The sequence below is a fragment of the Cupriavidus agavae genome (genome assembly GCF_004217045.1).
GTDB classification, from domain to species: domain Bacteria; phylum Pseudomonadota; class Gammaproteobacteria; order Burkholderiales; family Burkholderiaceae; genus Cupriavidus; species Cupriavidus agavae.
On sequence record NZ_SGXM01000002.1, the window covers coordinates 416,810 to 433,030 of the forward strand.

General features: G+C 69.7%; 14 protein-coding genes. 6 read left to right on the forward strand and 8 right to left on the reverse strand.

Features of this window, described 5'->3' with window-relative positions; genetic code table 11:
• Window positions 1-256 precede the first annotated feature (256 nt).
• The 5 genes from EV147_RS12890 to EV147_RS12910 all read left to right on the forward strand — a co-directional run bounded on the left by EV147_RS12890 (window position 257) and on the right by EV147_RS12910 (window position 6,568).
• A complete protein-coding gene (locus EV147_RS12890; RefSeq protein WP_130391567.1) occupies window positions 257-2,371 on the forward strand; it encodes a putative bifunctional diguanylate cyclase/phosphodiesterase in 2,115 nt (704 codons plus the stop codon).
• 356 nt (window positions 2,372-2,727) lie between these two features.
• Window positions 2,728-3,516, forward strand: a complete 789-nt coding sequence (locus EV147_RS12895) for an alpha/beta hydrolase (protein ID WP_130391568.1) — start codon at window positions 2,728-2,730, stop codon at window positions 3,514-3,516.
• 287 nt (window positions 3,517-3,803) lie between these two features.
• Window positions 3,804-5,210 (forward strand): SLC13 family permease, encoded by a 1,407-nt coding sequence (locus tag EV147_RS12900; protein ID WP_130391569.1) that lies wholly within the window; start codon window positions 3,804-3,806, stop codon window positions 5,208-5,210.
• Between the two features lie 152 nt (window positions 5,211-5,362).
• Window positions 5,363-6,415, forward strand: a complete 1,053-nt coding sequence (locus tag EV147_RS12905; protein WP_130391570.1) for an alpha/beta fold hydrolase — start codon at window positions 5,363-5,365, stop codon at window positions 6,413-6,415.
• Window positions 6,416-6,424: 9 nt separating this feature from the next.
• A complete protein-coding gene (locus tag EV147_RS12910; protein WP_235844716.1) occupies window positions 6,425-6,568 on the forward strand; it encodes a MarR family transcriptional regulator in 144 nt (47 codons plus the stop codon).
• Window positions 6,569-6,648: 80 nt separating this feature from the next.
• Here the strand turns inward: EV147_RS12910 and EV147_RS12915 are convergent, their stop codons facing one another.
• On the reverse strand, window positions 6,649-7,854 hold the full coding sequence (locus EV147_RS12915) for a cytochrome P450 (protein ID WP_130391571.1): 1,206 nt from the start codon (window positions 7,852-7,854) through the stop codon (window positions 6,649-6,651).
• 220 nt (window positions 7,855-8,074) lie between these two features.
• Here EV147_RS12915 and EV147_RS12920 point away from each other — a divergent pair, with 220 nt between their 5' ends.
• Window positions 8,075-8,713 carry a DUF3299 domain-containing protein gene (locus EV147_RS12920; RefSeq protein WP_235844717.1) on the forward strand — a complete coding sequence of 213 codons (639 nt, stop codon included), beginning with the start codon at window positions 8,075-8,077 and terminating at the stop codon, window positions 8,711-8,713.
• 6 nt (window positions 8,714-8,719) lie between these two features.
• Here the strand turns inward: EV147_RS12920 and EV147_RS12925 are convergent, their stop codons facing one another.
• The 7 genes from EV147_RS12925 to EV147_RS12955 form a co-directional block, all read right to left on the reverse strand.
• Entirely contained in the window at window positions 8,720-9,250 is a 531-nt protein-coding gene (locus tag EV147_RS12925; RefSeq protein ID WP_130391572.1) for a DUF3299 domain-containing protein, read from the reverse strand.
• Between the two features lie 8 nt (window positions 9,251-9,258).
• Entirely contained in the window at window positions 9,259-10,554 is a 1,296-nt protein-coding gene (locus tag EV147_RS12930; protein ID WP_130391573.1) for an ABC transporter permease, read from the reverse strand.
• Window positions 10,551-11,294 (reverse strand): ABC transporter ATP-binding protein, encoded by a 744-nt coding sequence (locus EV147_RS12935; RefSeq protein WP_235844718.1) that lies wholly within the window; start codon window positions 11,292-11,294, stop codon window positions 10,551-10,553. Before EV147_RS12935 ends, EV147_RS12930 begins: the two co-directional genes overlap by 4 nt.
• Before the next feature lie 65 nt (window positions 11,295-11,359).
• Complete coding sequence (locus EV147_RS12940) at window positions 11,360-12,580, reverse strand: RhtX/FptX family siderophore transporter (RefSeq protein ID WP_130391574.1); 1,221 nt, start codon at window positions 12,578-12,580, stop codon at window positions 11,360-11,362.
• Window positions 12,581-12,615: 35 nt separating this feature from the next.
• The gene (locus EV147_RS12945; protein WP_130391575.1) at window positions 12,616-13,035 is read right to left on the reverse strand and encodes a cupin domain-containing protein; all 420 of its coding nucleotides are present in this window, start codon (window positions 13,033-13,035) and stop codon (window positions 12,616-12,618) included.
• 17 nt (window positions 13,036-13,052) lie between these two features.
• The gene (locus tag EV147_RS12950) at window positions 13,053-15,179 is read right to left on the reverse strand and encodes a TonB-dependent siderophore receptor (protein WP_235844719.1); all 2,127 of its coding nucleotides are present in this window, start codon (window positions 15,177-15,179) and stop codon (window positions 13,053-13,055) included.
• Between the two features lie 110 nt (window positions 15,180-15,289).
• Window positions 15,290-16,165 (reverse strand): helix-turn-helix transcriptional regulator, encoded by an 876-nt coding sequence (locus tag EV147_RS12955; protein WP_130391577.1) that lies wholly within the window; start codon window positions 16,163-16,165, stop codon window positions 15,290-15,292.
• Window positions 16,166-16,221: the final 56 nt, after the last annotated feature.

The following is a 16,221-nucleotide window of genomic DNA, read 5'->3' on the forward strand; positions in this document are numbered from 1 at the left end:
GACACATTTTTTCAAGAAACGACGACGAGCGAATGCCTGCGGGCCGGCAACGCATTATTGAAGAAGCCGCACCGAAACAGGATTAACTTTGCTTAAGGCAAGCCGGCGCGGCCCTCCCGAAAAAATTGCCAAAAATAACTAAACCGGGTTATTCACTGCGTTACGTCCGCTGCCCATACTGGGCAGGCCCCCTCGTCGCACCGCCTGACGGCGCGCCGGTTCCGGGGATTCCGAAGTCCCTGACGGCAGACCACGCATGAGCGGCAGCTATCACCCCCTTTTTGTGCTCCTTTCCGTCGTGGTGGCCACGCTTGCCGCCTATACGGCGCTGGAACTTGCCGCGCGGATTCCCGGGGATGGCCAGCACGGCCGGCGCCAGCTCTGGCTCGCGGGCGGCTGCGTGGCGCTCGGCATCGGCATCTGGTCGATGCATTTCATCGGCATGATGGCGTTGACGCTGCCGATCCCGGTCGGGTTCGACGCCTGGCTGACCGGCGGCTCGGTGCTGCTGGCCAGTGCCAGCGCCTACCTGGCACTGGCCACGGCCACGCGCGGCACGCTGACCGTCAAACGGTTGCTGGTGGCCGGCACCTGCATGGGCGCCGGCATCGCGGCGATGCACTACTGCGGCATGGCGGCCATGCGCATGGCGCCCGGCATCGACTATTCGGTGCCCGTGGTGGTGCTGTCGGTACTGCTGGCCATCGGCGCGTCGATGGCGGCGCTGCTGATCGCGTTCCGGCTGCGCAATGCGGCTGACGAGTACGTGATCGGCAAGCGCTTCGCCGGCGCGCTGGTCATGGGGCTGGCCATCGCCGGGATGCACTACACCGGCATGAGCGCGGCCAGCTTCGCGCCCGGGTCGGTCTGCCTGACCGTGAACGCCATCGGCACCGACTGGCTGGCCGTGCTGGTTTCCACCGCCTCGTTCCTGGTACTGACCGGCACGCTGTTCTTCCTCGGCTGGCACAACAGCACGCTGGCAAGTTCGCTGCGCGAGGCCAACCACCGCCTGCACCACCTGGGCACCCACGACGCGCTGACCGGGCTGCCGAACCGTGTCTCGCTGCTGCACCATATCGATGCCACGGCCACCCGGGCGGCGCGCGACCACGCGCAGTTCGCGGTGCTGTTCGTCGACCTGGACGGCTTCAAGAGCATCAACGATTCACTCGGCCACGCCGTGGGCGACCTGCTGCTGCAGGGCTGCGCCGCCCGACTGGTCGAGTCGGTCGGCCCGGACGGACTCGTGGCGCGCGTGGGCGGCGACGAGTTCGTGGTGGTACTGGCCGCCATCGCCGAAGAGCGCCACGCCGCCGACGTTGCCGGCAAGCTGTTGCGCACGCTCGGCAAGGAAAGCACTGCCAGCGGGGCCCGGCTTCGCACCGCCGCGAGCCTCGGCATCGCGTTCTATCCCAAGGACGGCACCACCGCCGACGAACTGCTGCAGAACGCCGACATCGCCATGTACGCGGCCAAATCCGCCGGCCGCAATGCCTACCGCGTGTTCACCCCCGAAATGAGCCTCAAGGCGGACCGCACCATGGTGCTGCAGCGCGACCTCCCGGGCGGCATGGAAGATGGCAGCCTGTACCTGGTGTTCCAGCCCAAGTTCAAGGCCCACGGCCGTCACCTGACTGGCGGCGAGGCGCTGCTGCGCTGGCGCCACCCCCAGTATGGCGAGGTCCCGGCGCCCGAGTTCATCGCCGTGGCCGAGCGCTCGGGGCAGATCGTGCAGATTGGCGAGTGGGTGGTGGCCGAAGTGTGCCGCTGGATCCGGCGCTGGGACGACGCCCGGCTGCCGGTGACGCAGATCGCGATCAACCTGTCCGCGGTGCAGTTCGGCATGCCGGACCTCGTTGACCGCATCGACGCCATCGTGGCCGCGGCCGGTGTCGCGCCCTCGCGCTTCATGTTCGAGATTACCGAGACCGTGGCGATGCACGACGCCGAGAAGACCGCCGGGACGATCGCGCGCTTCCACGCACACGGCTACGAGATGGCCATCGACGATTTCGGCACCGGTTATTCAAGCCTGGCGTACCTGCAGCGGTTCCGCGTCAAGCAACTGAAGATCGACCGGTTCTTCACCGGCGAACTGGACATGCACGAGGCCGAGGGCAAGGCGCTGCTGCAGGCCATCGTCACGTTGTCCCATGCACTGCACATGGACGTGGTGGCCGAAGGGGTAGAGACGGCCACGCAACTGCGCAAGCTGCAGGAGGCCGGCTGCGATGAAGTGCAGGGCTTCCTGCTGGCCACGCCGGCCACGGGCGCCGACTTCGAGGCGGTGATGCGGGCTGCACGTACACCAGTACCGAGCCGGACCGCCGACAGCGCGAGGGGGCTGGCAGCGACGCCGCAGGCGTAGGGCGTCCCGCCGAAGCGAAAAAAAACAGCCCGCCACTGGAGATGGTCCGGGCCGGAAACGGAGGCTACTGCATGCCAGCAACAGTAGCGTTTTCGGCGCCCGGCCCGTGTCGGCGCTTGTCTGATTCTTGCATCGCAACAATCCCGCCGGGTGATGTCCGGAGCGCGGCCCCGGCAGGCCGCAAGGCCCATGCGGCACACCCCGGGAACACCGCCTCGATGACACCGTGCAAAGCCGGAACCAATGCGGTACCGGCGGAAGGATTCCTCCGGCAGGCCGACATACTTCGGGCCAGCAACAAGCGTTGCCCCAGTCCGAAAACCGGCTGTTTTTCAAAGTCTCGAAGGAATCGTTCCATGCAAGTCACCCGCACCCTGCGCGTCGCGCTCAGCGCCATCGCCGCCCTCTCCGCCGCCGCCAGCCTCACCGCCCACGCCGCGCCGCCCCCGGCCCACCCCACGCCCGTGAAGAACGTGGTACTCGTCCACGGCCTGTACGCCGACGGGTCGAGCTGGGAAAAGGTCATCCCGCTGCTGCAGGCCAAGGGGCTGCACGTCACCTCGGTACAGAACCCCACCACCTCGCTGGACGCCGACGTCGATGCCGTCAAGCGCGCGCTGGCCCAGCAGGACGGCCCGGCCGTGCTGGTCGGCCACTCGTACGCCGGCATGGTCATCACGCAGGCCGGCGACGACCCCAAGGTCTCGGGCCTGGTCTACATTGCCGCCCGTGCACCCGATGCCGGCGAAGATTATCCCGCGCTGACGCGCAAGTTCCCGGCCGCACCAGCCTCCGCCGGCCTGCAGTGGTTCGACGGCTACGGCAAGCTGTCCGAGCAGGCGTTCGTCAGCGACTTCGCCGGCGACCTGCCGCCCAGGGAGGCGCTGGCCTATTACGCCGTGCAGCAGCCGATGGGCAAGGCCATCACGATGGCGAAAACCACGGTGGCCGCCTGGCGCGACAAGCCCACGTGGTACGCGGTGTCGACCGAGGACCGCACGATCAATCCCGACCTCGAACGCTTCATGGCCAAGCGCATGCAGGCGCACACCATCGAGCTGCCGTCGAGCCATGTGTCGCTGATCTCGCATCCGCAGGAAGTGGCGAACCTGATCCTGGACGCCGCCGGCCAGTCGCACAACTGAGCCGTCTGCGCTATTGCCGTGCGCGGACCGGCCCTCGCCGGTCCGTTCCGCTTTCCGTAAGGGTCGCCGCCGGGCCTTAATTGATACCCGGCACGCCGCGCCCTATTGTCTCCACACAAGCAAACGGATGGTGCCCGAGCGAGGCACCGCCAGACCGGAGACAGCCATGCCCCTTTCCCTCCCCTCGCCCTAGCGGCGCATCTCCACGCTGCGGCCTTCCGCCGCCGGCCTCCCTTCCGCTGTTACCGTCAGGCGCGCCCCGCTGCCCGCCTGCGTTGGAGTTCGCCATGTCGCAACACCTGATATCCATTTCCGTGCTCGGGCTGATGTTCGTGATCGCCACGGTGCTTCCGGTCAACATGGGCGCGCTGGCGTTCGTGGGCGCCTTCATCGTGGGTTCGTGGGTGGCGGCCATGCCGGCCAAGTCGATCCTGCTGGGTTTCCCGGCCGACCTGTTCCTGACCCTCGTCGGCATCACCTACCTGTTCGCGGTGGCGCAGAACAACGGCACCATCGACTGGCTGGTCAGGCTGGCGGTGCGCGCCGTGGGCGGACGCATTGCGGCCATCCCGTGGATCATGTTCCTGATCGCCGCCGTGCTGACCGCCGTGGGCGCGGTCAGCCCCGCCGCGGTGGCGATCATCGCGCCCATCGCGCTGGGCTTTGCCGCGCGCTATGGCATCAACCCGCTGATGATGGGCCTGATGGTGATCCACGGCGCGCAGGGCGGCGGCTTCTCGCCCATCAGCATCTACGGCGGCATCACCAACAAGATCGTGCAGAAGGCCGGCCTGCCGCTCAACGAGATGGCCACCGCGTTCGCCAGCTTCGGCGTCAACCTGGCCGTGGCGGCCGGGCTGTTCGTGGCGTTCGGCGGCCTGCGGCTGATGCGCAAGCCAGCCCCCGCCCTGGCGGCCGCACCCGCCCCGGCCGGCGATGTGCTGGCCATGAGCGCTCCCTTCGCCGCCCGCACCATCCCCGCGCAGGGCGCCCAGATCTACGGCGACGCCGAGGCCGAGGCCGGTTTCGAGGAGCGCAAGACGATGGCGCGCGAACCGGGCGCCCTGCTTGGCGACGCCGGCACGCCCGCCGCCGATACGCCGGCCGGCCCCTACCAGTACCTGACCGTGCTCGGCCTCGTGGCGCTGGCCGTACTGACGCTGGGCATGAAGCTCGATATCGGCTTCGTGTCGCTGACGATCGCCGTGGTGCTGACGCTGATCGCCCCGGAGCAGCAGAAGCGCGCGCTGGGCCAGGTGTCGTGGCCGGAAATCATGCTGATCGTGGGCGTCAGCACCTACGTGGGCGTGCTGGACAAGATGGGCACGATCGATTTCGTCGGCCACAGCGTGGCGGCGCTGACGTCCCCGCTGGTGGCGGCGCTGCTGCTGTGCTTCGTGGGCGCGGTGGTATCCGCCTTCGCGTCGTCCACGGCCGTGCTCGGCTCGCTGATCCCGCTGGCGGTGCCGTTCCTGCAGCAGGGCTCGGACGTCAGCGCCATCGGCTTCATCGCCGCCATGGCCGTGGCGTCGACCATCGTCGATGTCAGCCCGTTCTCCACCAACGGCGCGCTGGTGCTGGCCAATGCCCAGAACGTGGACCGGCAGGCGTTCTTCCGCAAGCTGCTCGTGTACGGCGCGGCGGTGACCGTGATCGCCCCGGTGGTGCTGTGGTTCCTGTTCGTGGTGCTGTAGGGCGGACGGCGGGCCAGGCTTTTTGTATCAGCGAGTACAAGGCCGGCCGGCGCGACACACGGCGATACAAAACCCGTGGTCGGCAGACACATGCCCGCTGCGCCGGCTTCCTAGACTCCTCTTCAGTTGTCACCCCAACACAGGAGAGGAACATGTCGGAAAACTTCAGCTTGTCACGTCGCGGTTTCTTCGGTACGGCAGCGGCCACCCTGGCCGCCGCCCAACTGGGCCTGTCCGAAGCCGCCCATGCGGATTCCGGCATCGTCAAGACGGCGCCGCTGCCCGCCACGCCCGCCGGCACCCATACCCGCTTCGAGACCATCAAGCAGGTCAAGGCAGGCGTGCTCGACGTGGGCTATGTCGACGTCGGCCCGGCCGACGGTCCGGTGGCCCTGCTGCTGCACGGCTGGCCGTACGACATCCACGCGTTCGTCGACGTGGCGCCGCTGCTGGTCCAGCGCGGTTACCGCGTGATCATCCCTTACCTGCGCGGCTACGGCTCCACGCGCTTCCTGTCGGCCAAGACGCCGCGCAACGGCGAGCAGGCCGCCATTGCCGCCGACATGATCGACCTGATGGACGCGCTCAAGATCCAGACCGCCGTGGTGGCCGGTTTCGACTGGGGCGCGCGCACCGCCGACATCATGGCCGCGATCTGGCCCGACCGCTGCCGTGGACTGGTCTCGGTCAGCGGCTACCTGATCGGCAGCCAGGCCGCCGGCGCCAAGCCGCTGCCGCCCGAGGCCGAACTGCAGTGGTGGTACCAGTTCTACTTCGCCACCGAGCGCGGCCAGATCGGCTACGGCAAGTACACGCACGACTTCGCCAGGCTGATCTGGAAGCTGGCCTCGCCGAAGTGGGAGTTCGACAACGCCACGTTCGACCGCAGCGCCGCCGCCCTGGACAACCCCGACCAGGTCGCCATCACGATCCACAACTACCGCTGGCGCATGGGGCTGGCCAAGGGCGAGGCACGCTTCAACGCGCTGGAGGCCCGCCTGGCCAAGTCGCCGGACATCAGCATCCCCACCATCACGATGGAAGGCGATGCCAACGGCGCCCCGCACCCGAAGCCGGCCGCCTACGCCAGCAAGTTCACGGGCCGCTACGAGCACCGCGACATCACGGGCGGCATCGGCCATAACCTGCCGCAGGAGGCACCGGTCGCCTTCGCGCAGGCCGTGCTCGACGTGGACAAGCGTTAAGGAGCGGCCATGACAATGCGCCGGATGCTGCTGCTCGTGGCCATGGCGTTGTCGGCGCTCGCCTCCGAGCTGGGCGGCGCCGCGCATCGCTGCGACTGGAACGCCGTGCCGGGCCAGTCCCGCACGAAGCGGGACGACGACGGCGAGGAATAGGATCGCACGGCAATGCCAGGGCGGCGGGAGGCGGCAAGTCCGGCCCGCCGCCTTTGCCTTTCCTTTTCCGGTTGCCTCGTTCAGCGGGCCGCCGTGCGGACCTTCAGCACCTCTACCCCGCGCAGGTTGTTGCGGCGGTGCCAGGCAAGCTGGTCCAGATCGACGGGCGCGATGCCCGGAAAGCGCCCCAGCAGCCCCCGGATCGCCACTTCGATCTCCAGCATCGCCAGCCGCGTGCCGAGGCAGTAATGGATGCCGCCGCCAAAGCCCAGCGCGGCCGTGGCATCGCGTTCGATATCGAGCCGGTCGGGCTCGGGGAACACCTCGGGGTCACGATTGGCGGCGCCCAGCAGCATGAACACGATGCCGCCGCGCGGCACGCTGACGCCGGCCGCCTCCACGTCTTCCATGGCCGTGCGCACCACCATCTGCACCGCGCCGTCCAGGCGCATGCACTCGACCACCGCATTGCGCACCAGCGAGGCATCGGCACGCAGCGCGCGCATCTGCTCCGGGTGGCGGAACAGCGCGATCATCGCGTTCCCGATCATGTTCGAGGTGGTCTCGTGCCCGGCCACGAACAGCAGGATCACGTTCGAGACGATCTCGTCGACGCTCAGCGTCGCACCGTCTTCCTCGGCCGCCACCAGCGCCGAGATCAGGTCATCGCCGGGCCGGGCGCGCCGCTGCGCCACCACGTCACGGAAATGGGCCTCCAGCACCAGCGCCGACTCGTTGGCCAGCCTGAGCTGGTCCGCCTCCAGCGGCGCCAGGTCGAGCGCCGATGCCAGCCGCGCCGCGTGCGCGCCCAGCCGCTCGCCGTCCTCCAGCGGGATATCAAGCATGCGGCAGATGATCTCCACCGGCAACGGCAGCGCGAAATCGGCCACGAGGTCGAACTCGGCCTGCGGCCCGATCCGGTCCAGCAGCCGCTGCGTGGTAGACGCCACGATCTCGCGCATGGCCTCTACCTGCCGCTGGTTGAAGGCCTGCATCAACAGCGCCCGCAGCCGCGTGTGCTGGGGCGGGTTCATCATCAGGCAGGTGCGGCTCAGCGCCTGGAACACCGGCAACTGGGTTGCCGCCTCGCCGTAGCGCGCCTGCACGCTCTGCAGGTAGGTCTTGCCCATGCGCCGGTCACGCAGCAGCGCATCCACCACGGCATGGCGCCCCGTGACGAAGGCATGGGGACCCAGCGGCAGCAGCGGGCCGGCCTGGCGGATCTGTTCGTACAGCGGGTAGGGGTTTTCGAAGAAGGCGGGGGAAGCGAACGACTGAAGGTTCATGAGGGGAGGCCAGGCATTGTTCTTGTTCGAGATCGCGTTATATCAGCCGGTCCCGGGGCCTTCCATGCGGGTTTTGTATCGTAGTGTGTCTGGAGGGCGCCCGGATACAGAGTGATGCGGGCGGTTGCCAATGGTTGCAAAGTTTTCCGGGTGTCGCTTCGAAAGGCTCCAGCAAGCCCGGCGCGTTAGAATGCCCCCTCACCCGCCGTCCCGCCTTGCCATGCCTCGCCGTCCCGCCCCCCGCCGTCTGCCCCGCTCCGTCCGCGTTGCCGCCTTTGCCACGGCCGGCGTGCTGGCGCTGATGGCCGCCGGACAGGCGTTCCTTGGCAAGCCGGCGCAGAAGGCCCGTCCGCAGCCAGTGGCGGCGCCGGCCACCTCGGCCACGCTGGCCCCGCTGCCGAATATCGAGACCGTTGCCTGGGAAATGCTGCGCCCCAAGGACTGGGACCCGATGAAACCGTTCCAGGGCCTCGATATCGCCACGCTCGAAGACGACGATCCCCGCGCCCAGCGCGCGCTGGAGGAAGCCCGCGCCTACTGGCAGGACGCGCCGATGAATCCGGCCCTCGACGGCCGGGCGGCGCGGATGACGGGCTATGTGGTCTCGCTCGACGGCGAGGGCGAGGCAATCCGGGAGTTCCTGCTGGTGCCGTACTTCGGCGCGTGCATCCACACGCCGCCGCCGCCGGCCAACCAGGTGGTTCATGTGGTGGCCAGCCAGCCCTCGCGAGCGTTCCGGACGATGGATGTGGTGACTGTCAGCGGCACGATGCGCGTCAAGGCGTCGCAGACCATGATGGGCGACGCCGGCTACCAGCTGGGCGGCGCCGTGGTCGAGACCGTGAAGCAGCCGTTCTAGCGGGCGTCAGAGCACGACGACCGATGCCCCTTGCAGGGCGTAGCCGGCGTCACCCATCACCGACGAGAACGACTGCACGCGCAGCACCCCGCTGACCGCCACGCGGTTCATCACGCGCAGCCGGCGCATCATCGGCTCGTCCATGCGCACGTGCACGACCTGGTTGGCCGGGGGCGGCGGCGTATGGATGCACGCGCCGTAGTACGCCACCAGCAGGAACTCGCGCACCACCGTGATCTGGCCCGCCATTGGCACCACGAAGCCGCGCAGCGTGACCCGGCGGCCCTCCACCGCGCGGTTGACCGGCGCCTGCTTCCAGTAGGCGCGCGCCCGTTCCAGCGCCTGCCGGGCACGTGGGTCGTCGTCGGACAGCTCGTCGAGGTTGAGCCCTTCGAGCGGCTTGCCGGGGTCCCAGCCCGGTGGGATCAGTTCCGGCCACGCCAGGCCGGGGTAGCCATCGGCCGCCCGCGCGAAAGAAGGCACCAGCGGCACCAGCGGCAGGGCGGTGGCTTGACTGAGGAAGGTGCGTCGGTTCATGGCGGTTGTCAGGTGTTGGGCAGCAGCCCGTCAGCCAGGCTCATGCGATAGGCGCGCCACGCCGGCAGCAGCGAGGCCAGCACGCCCGCGCCCAGGATCGCGCCGAGCATGCCCAGTTCGCCGCGCTGCGGGCCAGCCACGCCGAGCGGGATGCCGAGCCAGGCGGCGGTCAGGTCGCCGAACGCCAGCGCCGCGCCGGTCAGCAGCAGGTAGCCCCCGGCGATGCCAAGCACCATCACGATCATCCCTTCCAGCGCCAGCAGCCACAGCACGTCGAGCGGCCGTGCGCCCACCGCACGCAGGATGGCCAGTTCGCGCCGCCGCTCCGACAGCGCGGCCAGGATCGTCGACACCAGCCCGGCCAGACCCACCAGCATCACCATGGCGGAGACGGCCAGCAGCGCCTTCTCGCCCTGCCCCACCACGTCCCACAGCTCGTCCAGCACCACGCCCGGCATGACCGCAATCAGCGGCTCCCGTGGATCGGCGGCGATATCGCGCTGCACTTCGAACACGCGCGAGCGCAGTTTCAGGCCCACCAGCGCGCCGGTGACGTGCTTGGGCGACAGGTCGAACTTGCGCACGAACTGCGGCGGGATGTGCAGCCCGGGAATCGGCGCGCCGGCCTGCCAGTCGAGGTGGATCGCCTCGATGGCCTGCAGGCTGACGTGCACGGTGCGATCCACCGGCGTGCCGGTGCGGGCGAGGATGCCGGTAACCGTGAACGGCTTGTCGGCGTGCGCGGGCGCCTCGTCGTCGTCATGCCCGTGCCCCTCGTGGTGGTCATGGGCATCGCCATGGCCATGCGCCAGCGTGATGCGGTCGCCGACGCGGTAGCCAAGGTCGCGCGCCACGTCGGCGCCGAGCACGGCGTCGAACAGCCCGTCCGTGGCCTGGCCCTGCGCGAACGCCAGCGGCCGCGCATCGCCGTAACGGTAGTGCTGGTAATAGGCGGCGGTGGTGCCCAGCACGGCAAACCCGCGCATCGAATCACCCAGCGACAGCGGAATCACCCAGTCCACCTGCGGATGCTCGCGCAGGCGCTGCACGCTGGCCCAGCTCATGTCGTGCTGGACCGCGCCGACATGGAACACCGCATACATCAGCAACTGGATCGGGCTGGTCCGGGCGCCCACGATCAGGTCGGCGCCCGACACCGACTGCGCGAACGCGTTGCGCGCCTCGGACCGCACGCGCTCCACGCCGAGCAGCAGCGCCGTGGACAGCGCCACGGCCAGCACCATCCACACCAGCGTGTAGCGCCGGTTCCAGGCGCTGCGCAGCGCCATCGAGGCCAGCGTCATGGCGTGGCCTCCGCCGTCGGGCTGTCGATCGAGACCCGCCGGTCGAAGCCCTCGGCCAGCCGCGCGTCATGGCTCACGAACACCAGGCTGGCGCCGGCCGCGTGGCACTCGCGCTGCAGCAGGTCCATGAAGCCGGCCTGCCGGGCCGCGTCGAGCGCCGAGGTGGGCTCGTCGGCCAGCACCAGTTCGGGGCGGCCCAGCAGCGCCCGCGCCGCGGCCACGCGCTGCTGCTGGCCGATCGACAACCGCCCGGCCGGCTGCTTCCAGAGTGGCGCGGGAAGGTCGAGCCGCCCCAGCAGCATGCCGGCCGCTTCAGCCACCGAGGCGCCCTGCTCGCGCGCGCGACGCGTGCGGGCCGCCGAGAACGTGCAGGCCAGCAGCACATTGTCGAGCACGTTCAGGTAGGGGACGAGGTTCAGTTGCTGGAAGACGATGCCGATGTGGTCGGCCCGGAAGCGGTCACGGCGCGCACCGGAGTAGCCGGCCAGAGACGCGCCACGCCAGCGCACGGTGCCGGCCTGTGGCTGGTGAATGCCGGCCAGCAGCGCCAGCAGCGTGCTCTTGCCGCTGCCGCTGGCGCCCGAGACGAAGATGCGCTCGCCGGCGTCGATATGGAAGCGGTCCAGTGCGAGCACCGGGGTGGCACCGCGCCGCCAGGCAAAGCGGATGCCGTCGAGCGCCATCAGGGGCGCCGCATCCGCCTGCTGAACCTCCGTCGCCTGCATTGCCTGCATTGCCATTCGCCAGTCCGGAACAAGGACTCGCAGTGTACGGGCCGAGGCTTATTAACGCAACCGTGTTGCATTCATAGCGGGCTTTCGCGCGTACCGGGCGCCAGATACCGGGCGCCCAGCAGCGCCACACCGGCGATGGCCAGCCCGATGCCGAAACTGCCCGCAAACCCGACTGCGCCGGCCAGCGCCGTCAGCGACGCGCCGCCGAGCATTTCGCCCGTATCGCGCGTGCTCTGGATCACGGTCACGTCCGTGGCCGTCTGCGTGCCAGCACGGGCAAAGCGCATCGCCAGCGTCATGACGGCCACCGAGGCACTGCCGGCGCCAAACGACCCAAGCAGCGTGGCGGCGATCACCCCGGCCAGCGGCAGGTCGTGCAGTTGCCGCGCCAGCAGCAACCAGATTGCGGCAGCACCGGCCGCACAGGCCAGCCCGAGGCAGAACACGCGCCGCGCGCCAATCTGCTGCACGAGCCACGCACCGCCCCCGCAGCCAACCAGCACGGTCACAAGGCCCCCGGCCATCCCCAGCCGCCCCACCTGATCCAGCGGCCATCCGCCATCCACCAGCAACAGGCGCGACAGCCCGTAGCCGCTGACCGCCGCCAGCGCGGAGAGCAGCGCCGCCGCCATCAACGCGACACTGCCCCGGCGGCGCACAAAGCCGGCCAGGCTCGCGCGCCCGGCACGCGCCACCTGCGGTACCGGCAGCCGTGGTTCGGGCCACGCCATCGCCAGCGCCAGGCTTGCCGCCGCCGGCAGGGTCAGCGCCGCGATGGCCCCCCGCGTGCCGAGCCATCCGCTCAGCATCAGGCACCCGGCGCCCCCAGCAAAAAAACCCACCATCGTGCCGCCCACCTGCAACGCGTTGGCCCGGCTCAGTTGCGCCGGGCCGAATCGCTCGGCGGTCAAGCCGTCCGTGGCGATGTCCTGCGTGGCGCTGGCGAGAGAGGCCGCCACCATCAGCGCCAGGAGCACCGGCACGCCGGCCTCGCGCACGCCGAGCAGCGCCGCCACCATCAGGCAGGCCAGCACGATGGCCTGCATCGGCACGATCCAGCTGCGGCGCCGGCCGAGCGCGACCATGTGATGGTTGTCGACCAGGCTGGCCCACAGGAACTTGACGACCCAGGGCAGCCCGACCAGCGGCAGCAACGCCAGGCTTGCGAGCGACGCACCCTCGCGCCGCAGGATGGCCGGCAGCGCCTCCATGGCCACGCCGAACGGCACGCCCTGGCTCACGTAGAGACAGGCGATCAGCAGCCAGAGGTGTGGCGTGGGTGGCGGCGCCATGGGCGGCGCGGACTGCGTTGAAACGTCCGCCGCGTTCATCGGAACGCCTCCGGCGCCGGGAGCCCGCTGTCCACGCGTCGCACCTCGCTGCCCACGCTCGGCGTGATGAACAGCAGCCGGCCCGGCGCGTGCACTTCCAGCCGGTGCCAGTGGCCGCGCGGCACCACGATCAACTGGCCCGGCTCCAGCGGCACGGAGCGCTCCGCGTTGTCCGGCGCGCCGAGCGTGACGGTGATCCGCCCTTCGAGCAGGCACAGCACCTCCTCGCCGCGCGGATGACGCTCCCAGTGGCTGGCGTGGACCGATCCGCCATCGGTAAAGCCCTTGATGCCGGCGATCCAGTCCGCGTCCAGGCGGCCGCGCTCGGCGTAGCGGGCCAGCGTCACGCGGGCATCGGGGAAGAGCGCGACGAGGCAATCCTCGATCCGGCGCGGGGTGGTGTCCTGGGTGGTCATGAGAGGTTCCACGGGGTTCAGAAGCGGGTGCGCAGCGTCAGCATGGCGCTGAGCGGCTCGCCATAGCGGTTGTTCCAGGCCAGGCTGGACAGCGACTGGTAGTAGCGCCGGTCGAACACGTTGCCGACATTGAGTGCCAGCGACGTCTTCGGGCTGAAACGGTACCCCGCGCGCAGGTTCAGCAGCGCGTAGCCGCCCTGGCGCAGCGTGACGCCGCCCGTTTTCACGGTGTAGGCGCTCTGGGCCTGCACGCCCGCGCCCACCGACCAGCGGCCCTCGTCGAACGGCAGGATGTAGTCGGCCCACAGCCGCGCGATGTGGCGCGGCACGAAGCTGGCGAACGCCTGCCCCTGTGCAGTGGCGTCGCGCAGGTACTCGGTGGTGTTGAACGTGTAGCTGGCGCTGAGATTCAGGCTGGCGCCGATCCGCCCGCTGACCTCGGTCTCGAAGCCCCGGCTCTCCACTTCGCCATCGGCGATGTAGTAGCAGGCGCTGCCGGCGCACGGGTAGGCCGGATCGGCAATCGCGCGGTTGCTCTGGCGGATGCGGAACAGCGCCGCCGAGACATTGAGCCGCCCGTCGGCCAGTTCGCCCTTGATGCCGGCCTCGTCGTTGCGGCCCTTGATCGGGGCCAGCGTGTCGCCGCTGGCGGTCAGCTGCGTCTGCGGCTGCAGGATCTGCGAGGTGCTGGCATAGACGGCCCACTGCGGCGTCAGGTCGAACACCAGCCCGCCATAGGGCGTGACCCTGGCGTCGAAATCGGCGCTGGACGTCGGCGCGCGTTGCTTCCAGCGCGTGACGCGCGCCCCGGCCAGCAGCTTGAGACGGTCCGTCAGGCTGAGCCGCACCATGCCGTAGAGCCCGCCCTGCGTGGTCCTGGTGCTGCCCGGCGAGGCAAACGCGCTGGTGCCGGGCTCGGCCACGCCGTACGGATTCCAGGCCCAGACATTGACCGGCACCGCCAGCGGCGGCACGAACGAAGCCGCCGCCTGGCGCGCATCGGTCTGCTGGAAGTTCAGGCCGACCATCGCGTCATGCTGGCGGCCCAGCAGGCCGAACTGGCCCTTGGCGTAGGCGTCCACGCTGTTCTGGTCGTTGTCGAACTGGTAGGCGCCGCCCATCAGGCGCGGGCCGGCACCGGTGGCCGGATTCACCGCGCCGTTGCTGGCTGCGTACCGCATGTCCGCCGAAGACGTCAGGTGGTTGAATGCCACGCGGGCCTCCCAGCCATTGCCGAAATGGTGTTCCAGCCCCGCCGTCACGCGCGTGGTGTCCCAGTCGAAGCGGCCCCAGGCCGTATCGAGAAACTTCGAGCGCGGCAGCCCCAGGTCCTGCCCGGTGGTCGAGAACGGCACGCCGGCCATGTTCGGCGTGGAGCGGATGCGCTGATGCTGCAGGCCCAGGCTGGCCGTGGTGCCGGGCGCGAGGTCCAGCTCGGCGATGCCGTAGAGATTGGCCGCGCGCTGGTCGGCCACATCGTAGAAGAACGCGCGGTCGTCGTAGGTGGCCACCATGCGGGCGCGCACCGAGCCCGACGCGTTGAGCGGGCCGCCGAGGTCGAGTTCGCCCCGGTAGCGGTTCCAGCTGCCGGCGGCCAGCGCGGCCTCGCCGGCAAACGCGCGCTGCGGGCGCTTGGGCACCAGGTTGACCGTCGCGGCCGGATTGCCGGTGCCGCCGAGCAGCCCCGACGCGCCGCGCAGCATCTCCACGCGCTCGTACATCGCCATGTCCTGCGGCGGGCTGGCCGTGCTGCCCAGCAGCACCGGTACGCCATCCTGCTGGAAGCTGTCGACCTTGAAACCGCGCACGTAGTAAGCCGTGGTCAGTTGCTGGTACGGCTGCACGGTCACACCGGGCGCCTGTTGCATCACATCGTCGAGCGAGCGCAGGTTCTGCGCCGCCATGCGCTGCTGGTCGATCACGGTCAGCGACTGCGGCGTCTCCCTGAGCGTGGGCGTCAGGCGGTTCAGGCTGGCGCCGGCGAGGTCGGACGCGGGGGCGCTGGCGCTGACCTTCACGGCTGGCAACTGCGCGTCGACGCGACCGTCCTCGCCGTCCTGCGCCCATGCGGGCGCCGCCAGCAGGGCGGCGGTGGCAATGGCCGCGCCGCGCCGGCGCGGCATTGAAACTGGTTGGAACCTCATGACCCGGAATGGTGCTGTTGTGGAAGGCCCATTCTGGATTTGGCGGCGCGCGGGTTTTGGCGATCGCGGATGAATCCGTGGCGATCGCGGATGAATCCGGCGCGGCCGGGTCAGCGCAGCGCGCGCGGGTTGACGCCGAACTGCCTGCGGAAGACCTTGGTGAAATGCGAGTCGGTGTAGCCGCAGGCCTGCGCGGCGGCGGCCACGCTGGTATCGCCGGCCGCCAGCAGCCGGTAGGCGCGCTCCAGCCGCTGGGCGCGCACGAACTCGTAGACACTGCCGCCGTACAGTTGCCGGAAGCCCTCGGTCAGCTTGGCCACGTTGAGTCCGCTGGACCGCGCCAGCGCCGGCAGCGTCGGGGGGTTTTCGAGCGAAGCCAGCAGTTCATCGCGCGCCGCCTGCAATTGCCGCAGTTCGCGCACCCCTGGCGCAGCCGGCGTGCGCCGGTGCTCGGCTTCGAGGTTGGCGATTACCGTGGCGGTCAGTTCCAGCGCCTTGCCGGCCAGGAACAGCCGGCGCGCGCTGCCCTGCATCGGGCACAGCAGCATCTGCCGGCCCAGCGCCTGCAGCGTGCGGTCGGCGCGCTGGTCGGCCTGCACGCCGTGGCGGTCCGCCGGACAGCGCAGGCGCGCGGCCAGCCACCCCGCGTCCACGCCGAAATCGCGTTCCAGCGCCTGCTGCGGCATGCGCACCGCCACGTATTCGAGGGCCTGTCCGGCCCCGAAACGATGCCGCACCGTGAACGGCTCGCCGGTCAGGCTCAGGTGCCAGGCCGGTCCGCTGACCGACACTTCCCGCTGGTCGCGCAGTTTGTAGGTGAGCTTGCCCGACAGCACCACCACCAGCTTCAGCCCCGGTCCGACGGTCTCGGTGGTGTTCGCGGGCGCCGCAAACCGCAGTGCGCCGCCCGACAGCGACAACGACGGCGGCAGGTCGGGCAGGTGCCAGTCATGGCATTGCTCGGGCGGAACAAAAATGGAATCCATGGCGGCGCACGGCTGGTTGTCGGAACAAGAAGACAGCGCAGTATAATGCGAATCAT

Coding starts and splice junctions, on each gene's coding strand:
- EV147_RS12955 (WP_130391577.1), bottom strand. CDS start 16,165: ATGGATTCCATTTTTGTTCCGCCCGAGCAATGCCATGACTGGCACCTG.
- EV147_RS12935 (WP_235844718.1), bottom strand. CDS start 11,294: ATGGCAATGCAGGCAATGCAGGCGACGGAGGTTCAGCAGGCGGATGCG.
- EV147_RS12925 (WP_130391572.1), bottom strand. CDS start 9,250: ATGAACCGACGCACCTTCCTCAGTCAAGCCACCGCCCTGCCGCTGGTG.
- EV147_RS12945 (WP_130391575.1), bottom strand. CDS start 13,035: ATGACCACCCAGGACACCACCCCGCGCCGGATCGAGGATTGCCTCGTC.
- EV147_RS12890 (WP_130391567.1), top strand. CDS start 257: ATGAGCGGCAGCTATCACCCCCTTTTTGTGCTCCTTTCCGTCGTGGTG.
- EV147_RS12905 (WP_130391570.1), top strand. CDS start 5,363: ATGTCGGAAAACTTCAGCTTGTCACGTCGCGGTTTCTTCGGTACGGCA.
- EV147_RS12900 (WP_130391569.1), top strand. CDS start 3,804: ATGTCGCAACACCTGATATCCATTTCCGTGCTCGGGCTGATGTTCGTG.
- EV147_RS12895 (WP_130391568.1), top strand. CDS start 2,728: ATGCAAGTCACCCGCACCCTGCGCGTCGCGCTCAGCGCCATCGCCGCC.
- EV147_RS12915 (WP_130391571.1), bottom strand. CDS start 7,854: ATGAACCTTCAGTCGTTCGCTTCCCCCGCCTTCTTCGAAAACCCCTAC.
- EV147_RS12940 (WP_130391574.1), bottom strand. CDS start 12,580: ATGGCGCCGCCACCCACGCCACACCTCTGGCTGCTGATCGCCTGTCTC.
- EV147_RS12950 (WP_235844719.1), bottom strand. CDS start 15,179: ATGAGGTTCCAACCAGTTTCAATGCCGCGCCGGCGCGGCGCGGCCATT.
- EV147_RS12910 (WP_235844716.1), top strand. CDS start 6,425: ATGACAATGCGCCGGATGCTGCTGCTCGTGGCCATGGCGTTGTCGGCG.
- EV147_RS12920 (WP_235844717.1), top strand. CDS start 8,075: ATGCCTCGCCGTCCCGCCCCCCGCCGTCTGCCCCGCTCCGTCCGCGTT.
- EV147_RS12930 (WP_130391573.1), bottom strand. CDS start 10,554: ATGACGCTGGCCTCGATGGCGCTGCGCAGCGCCTGGAACCGGCGCTAC.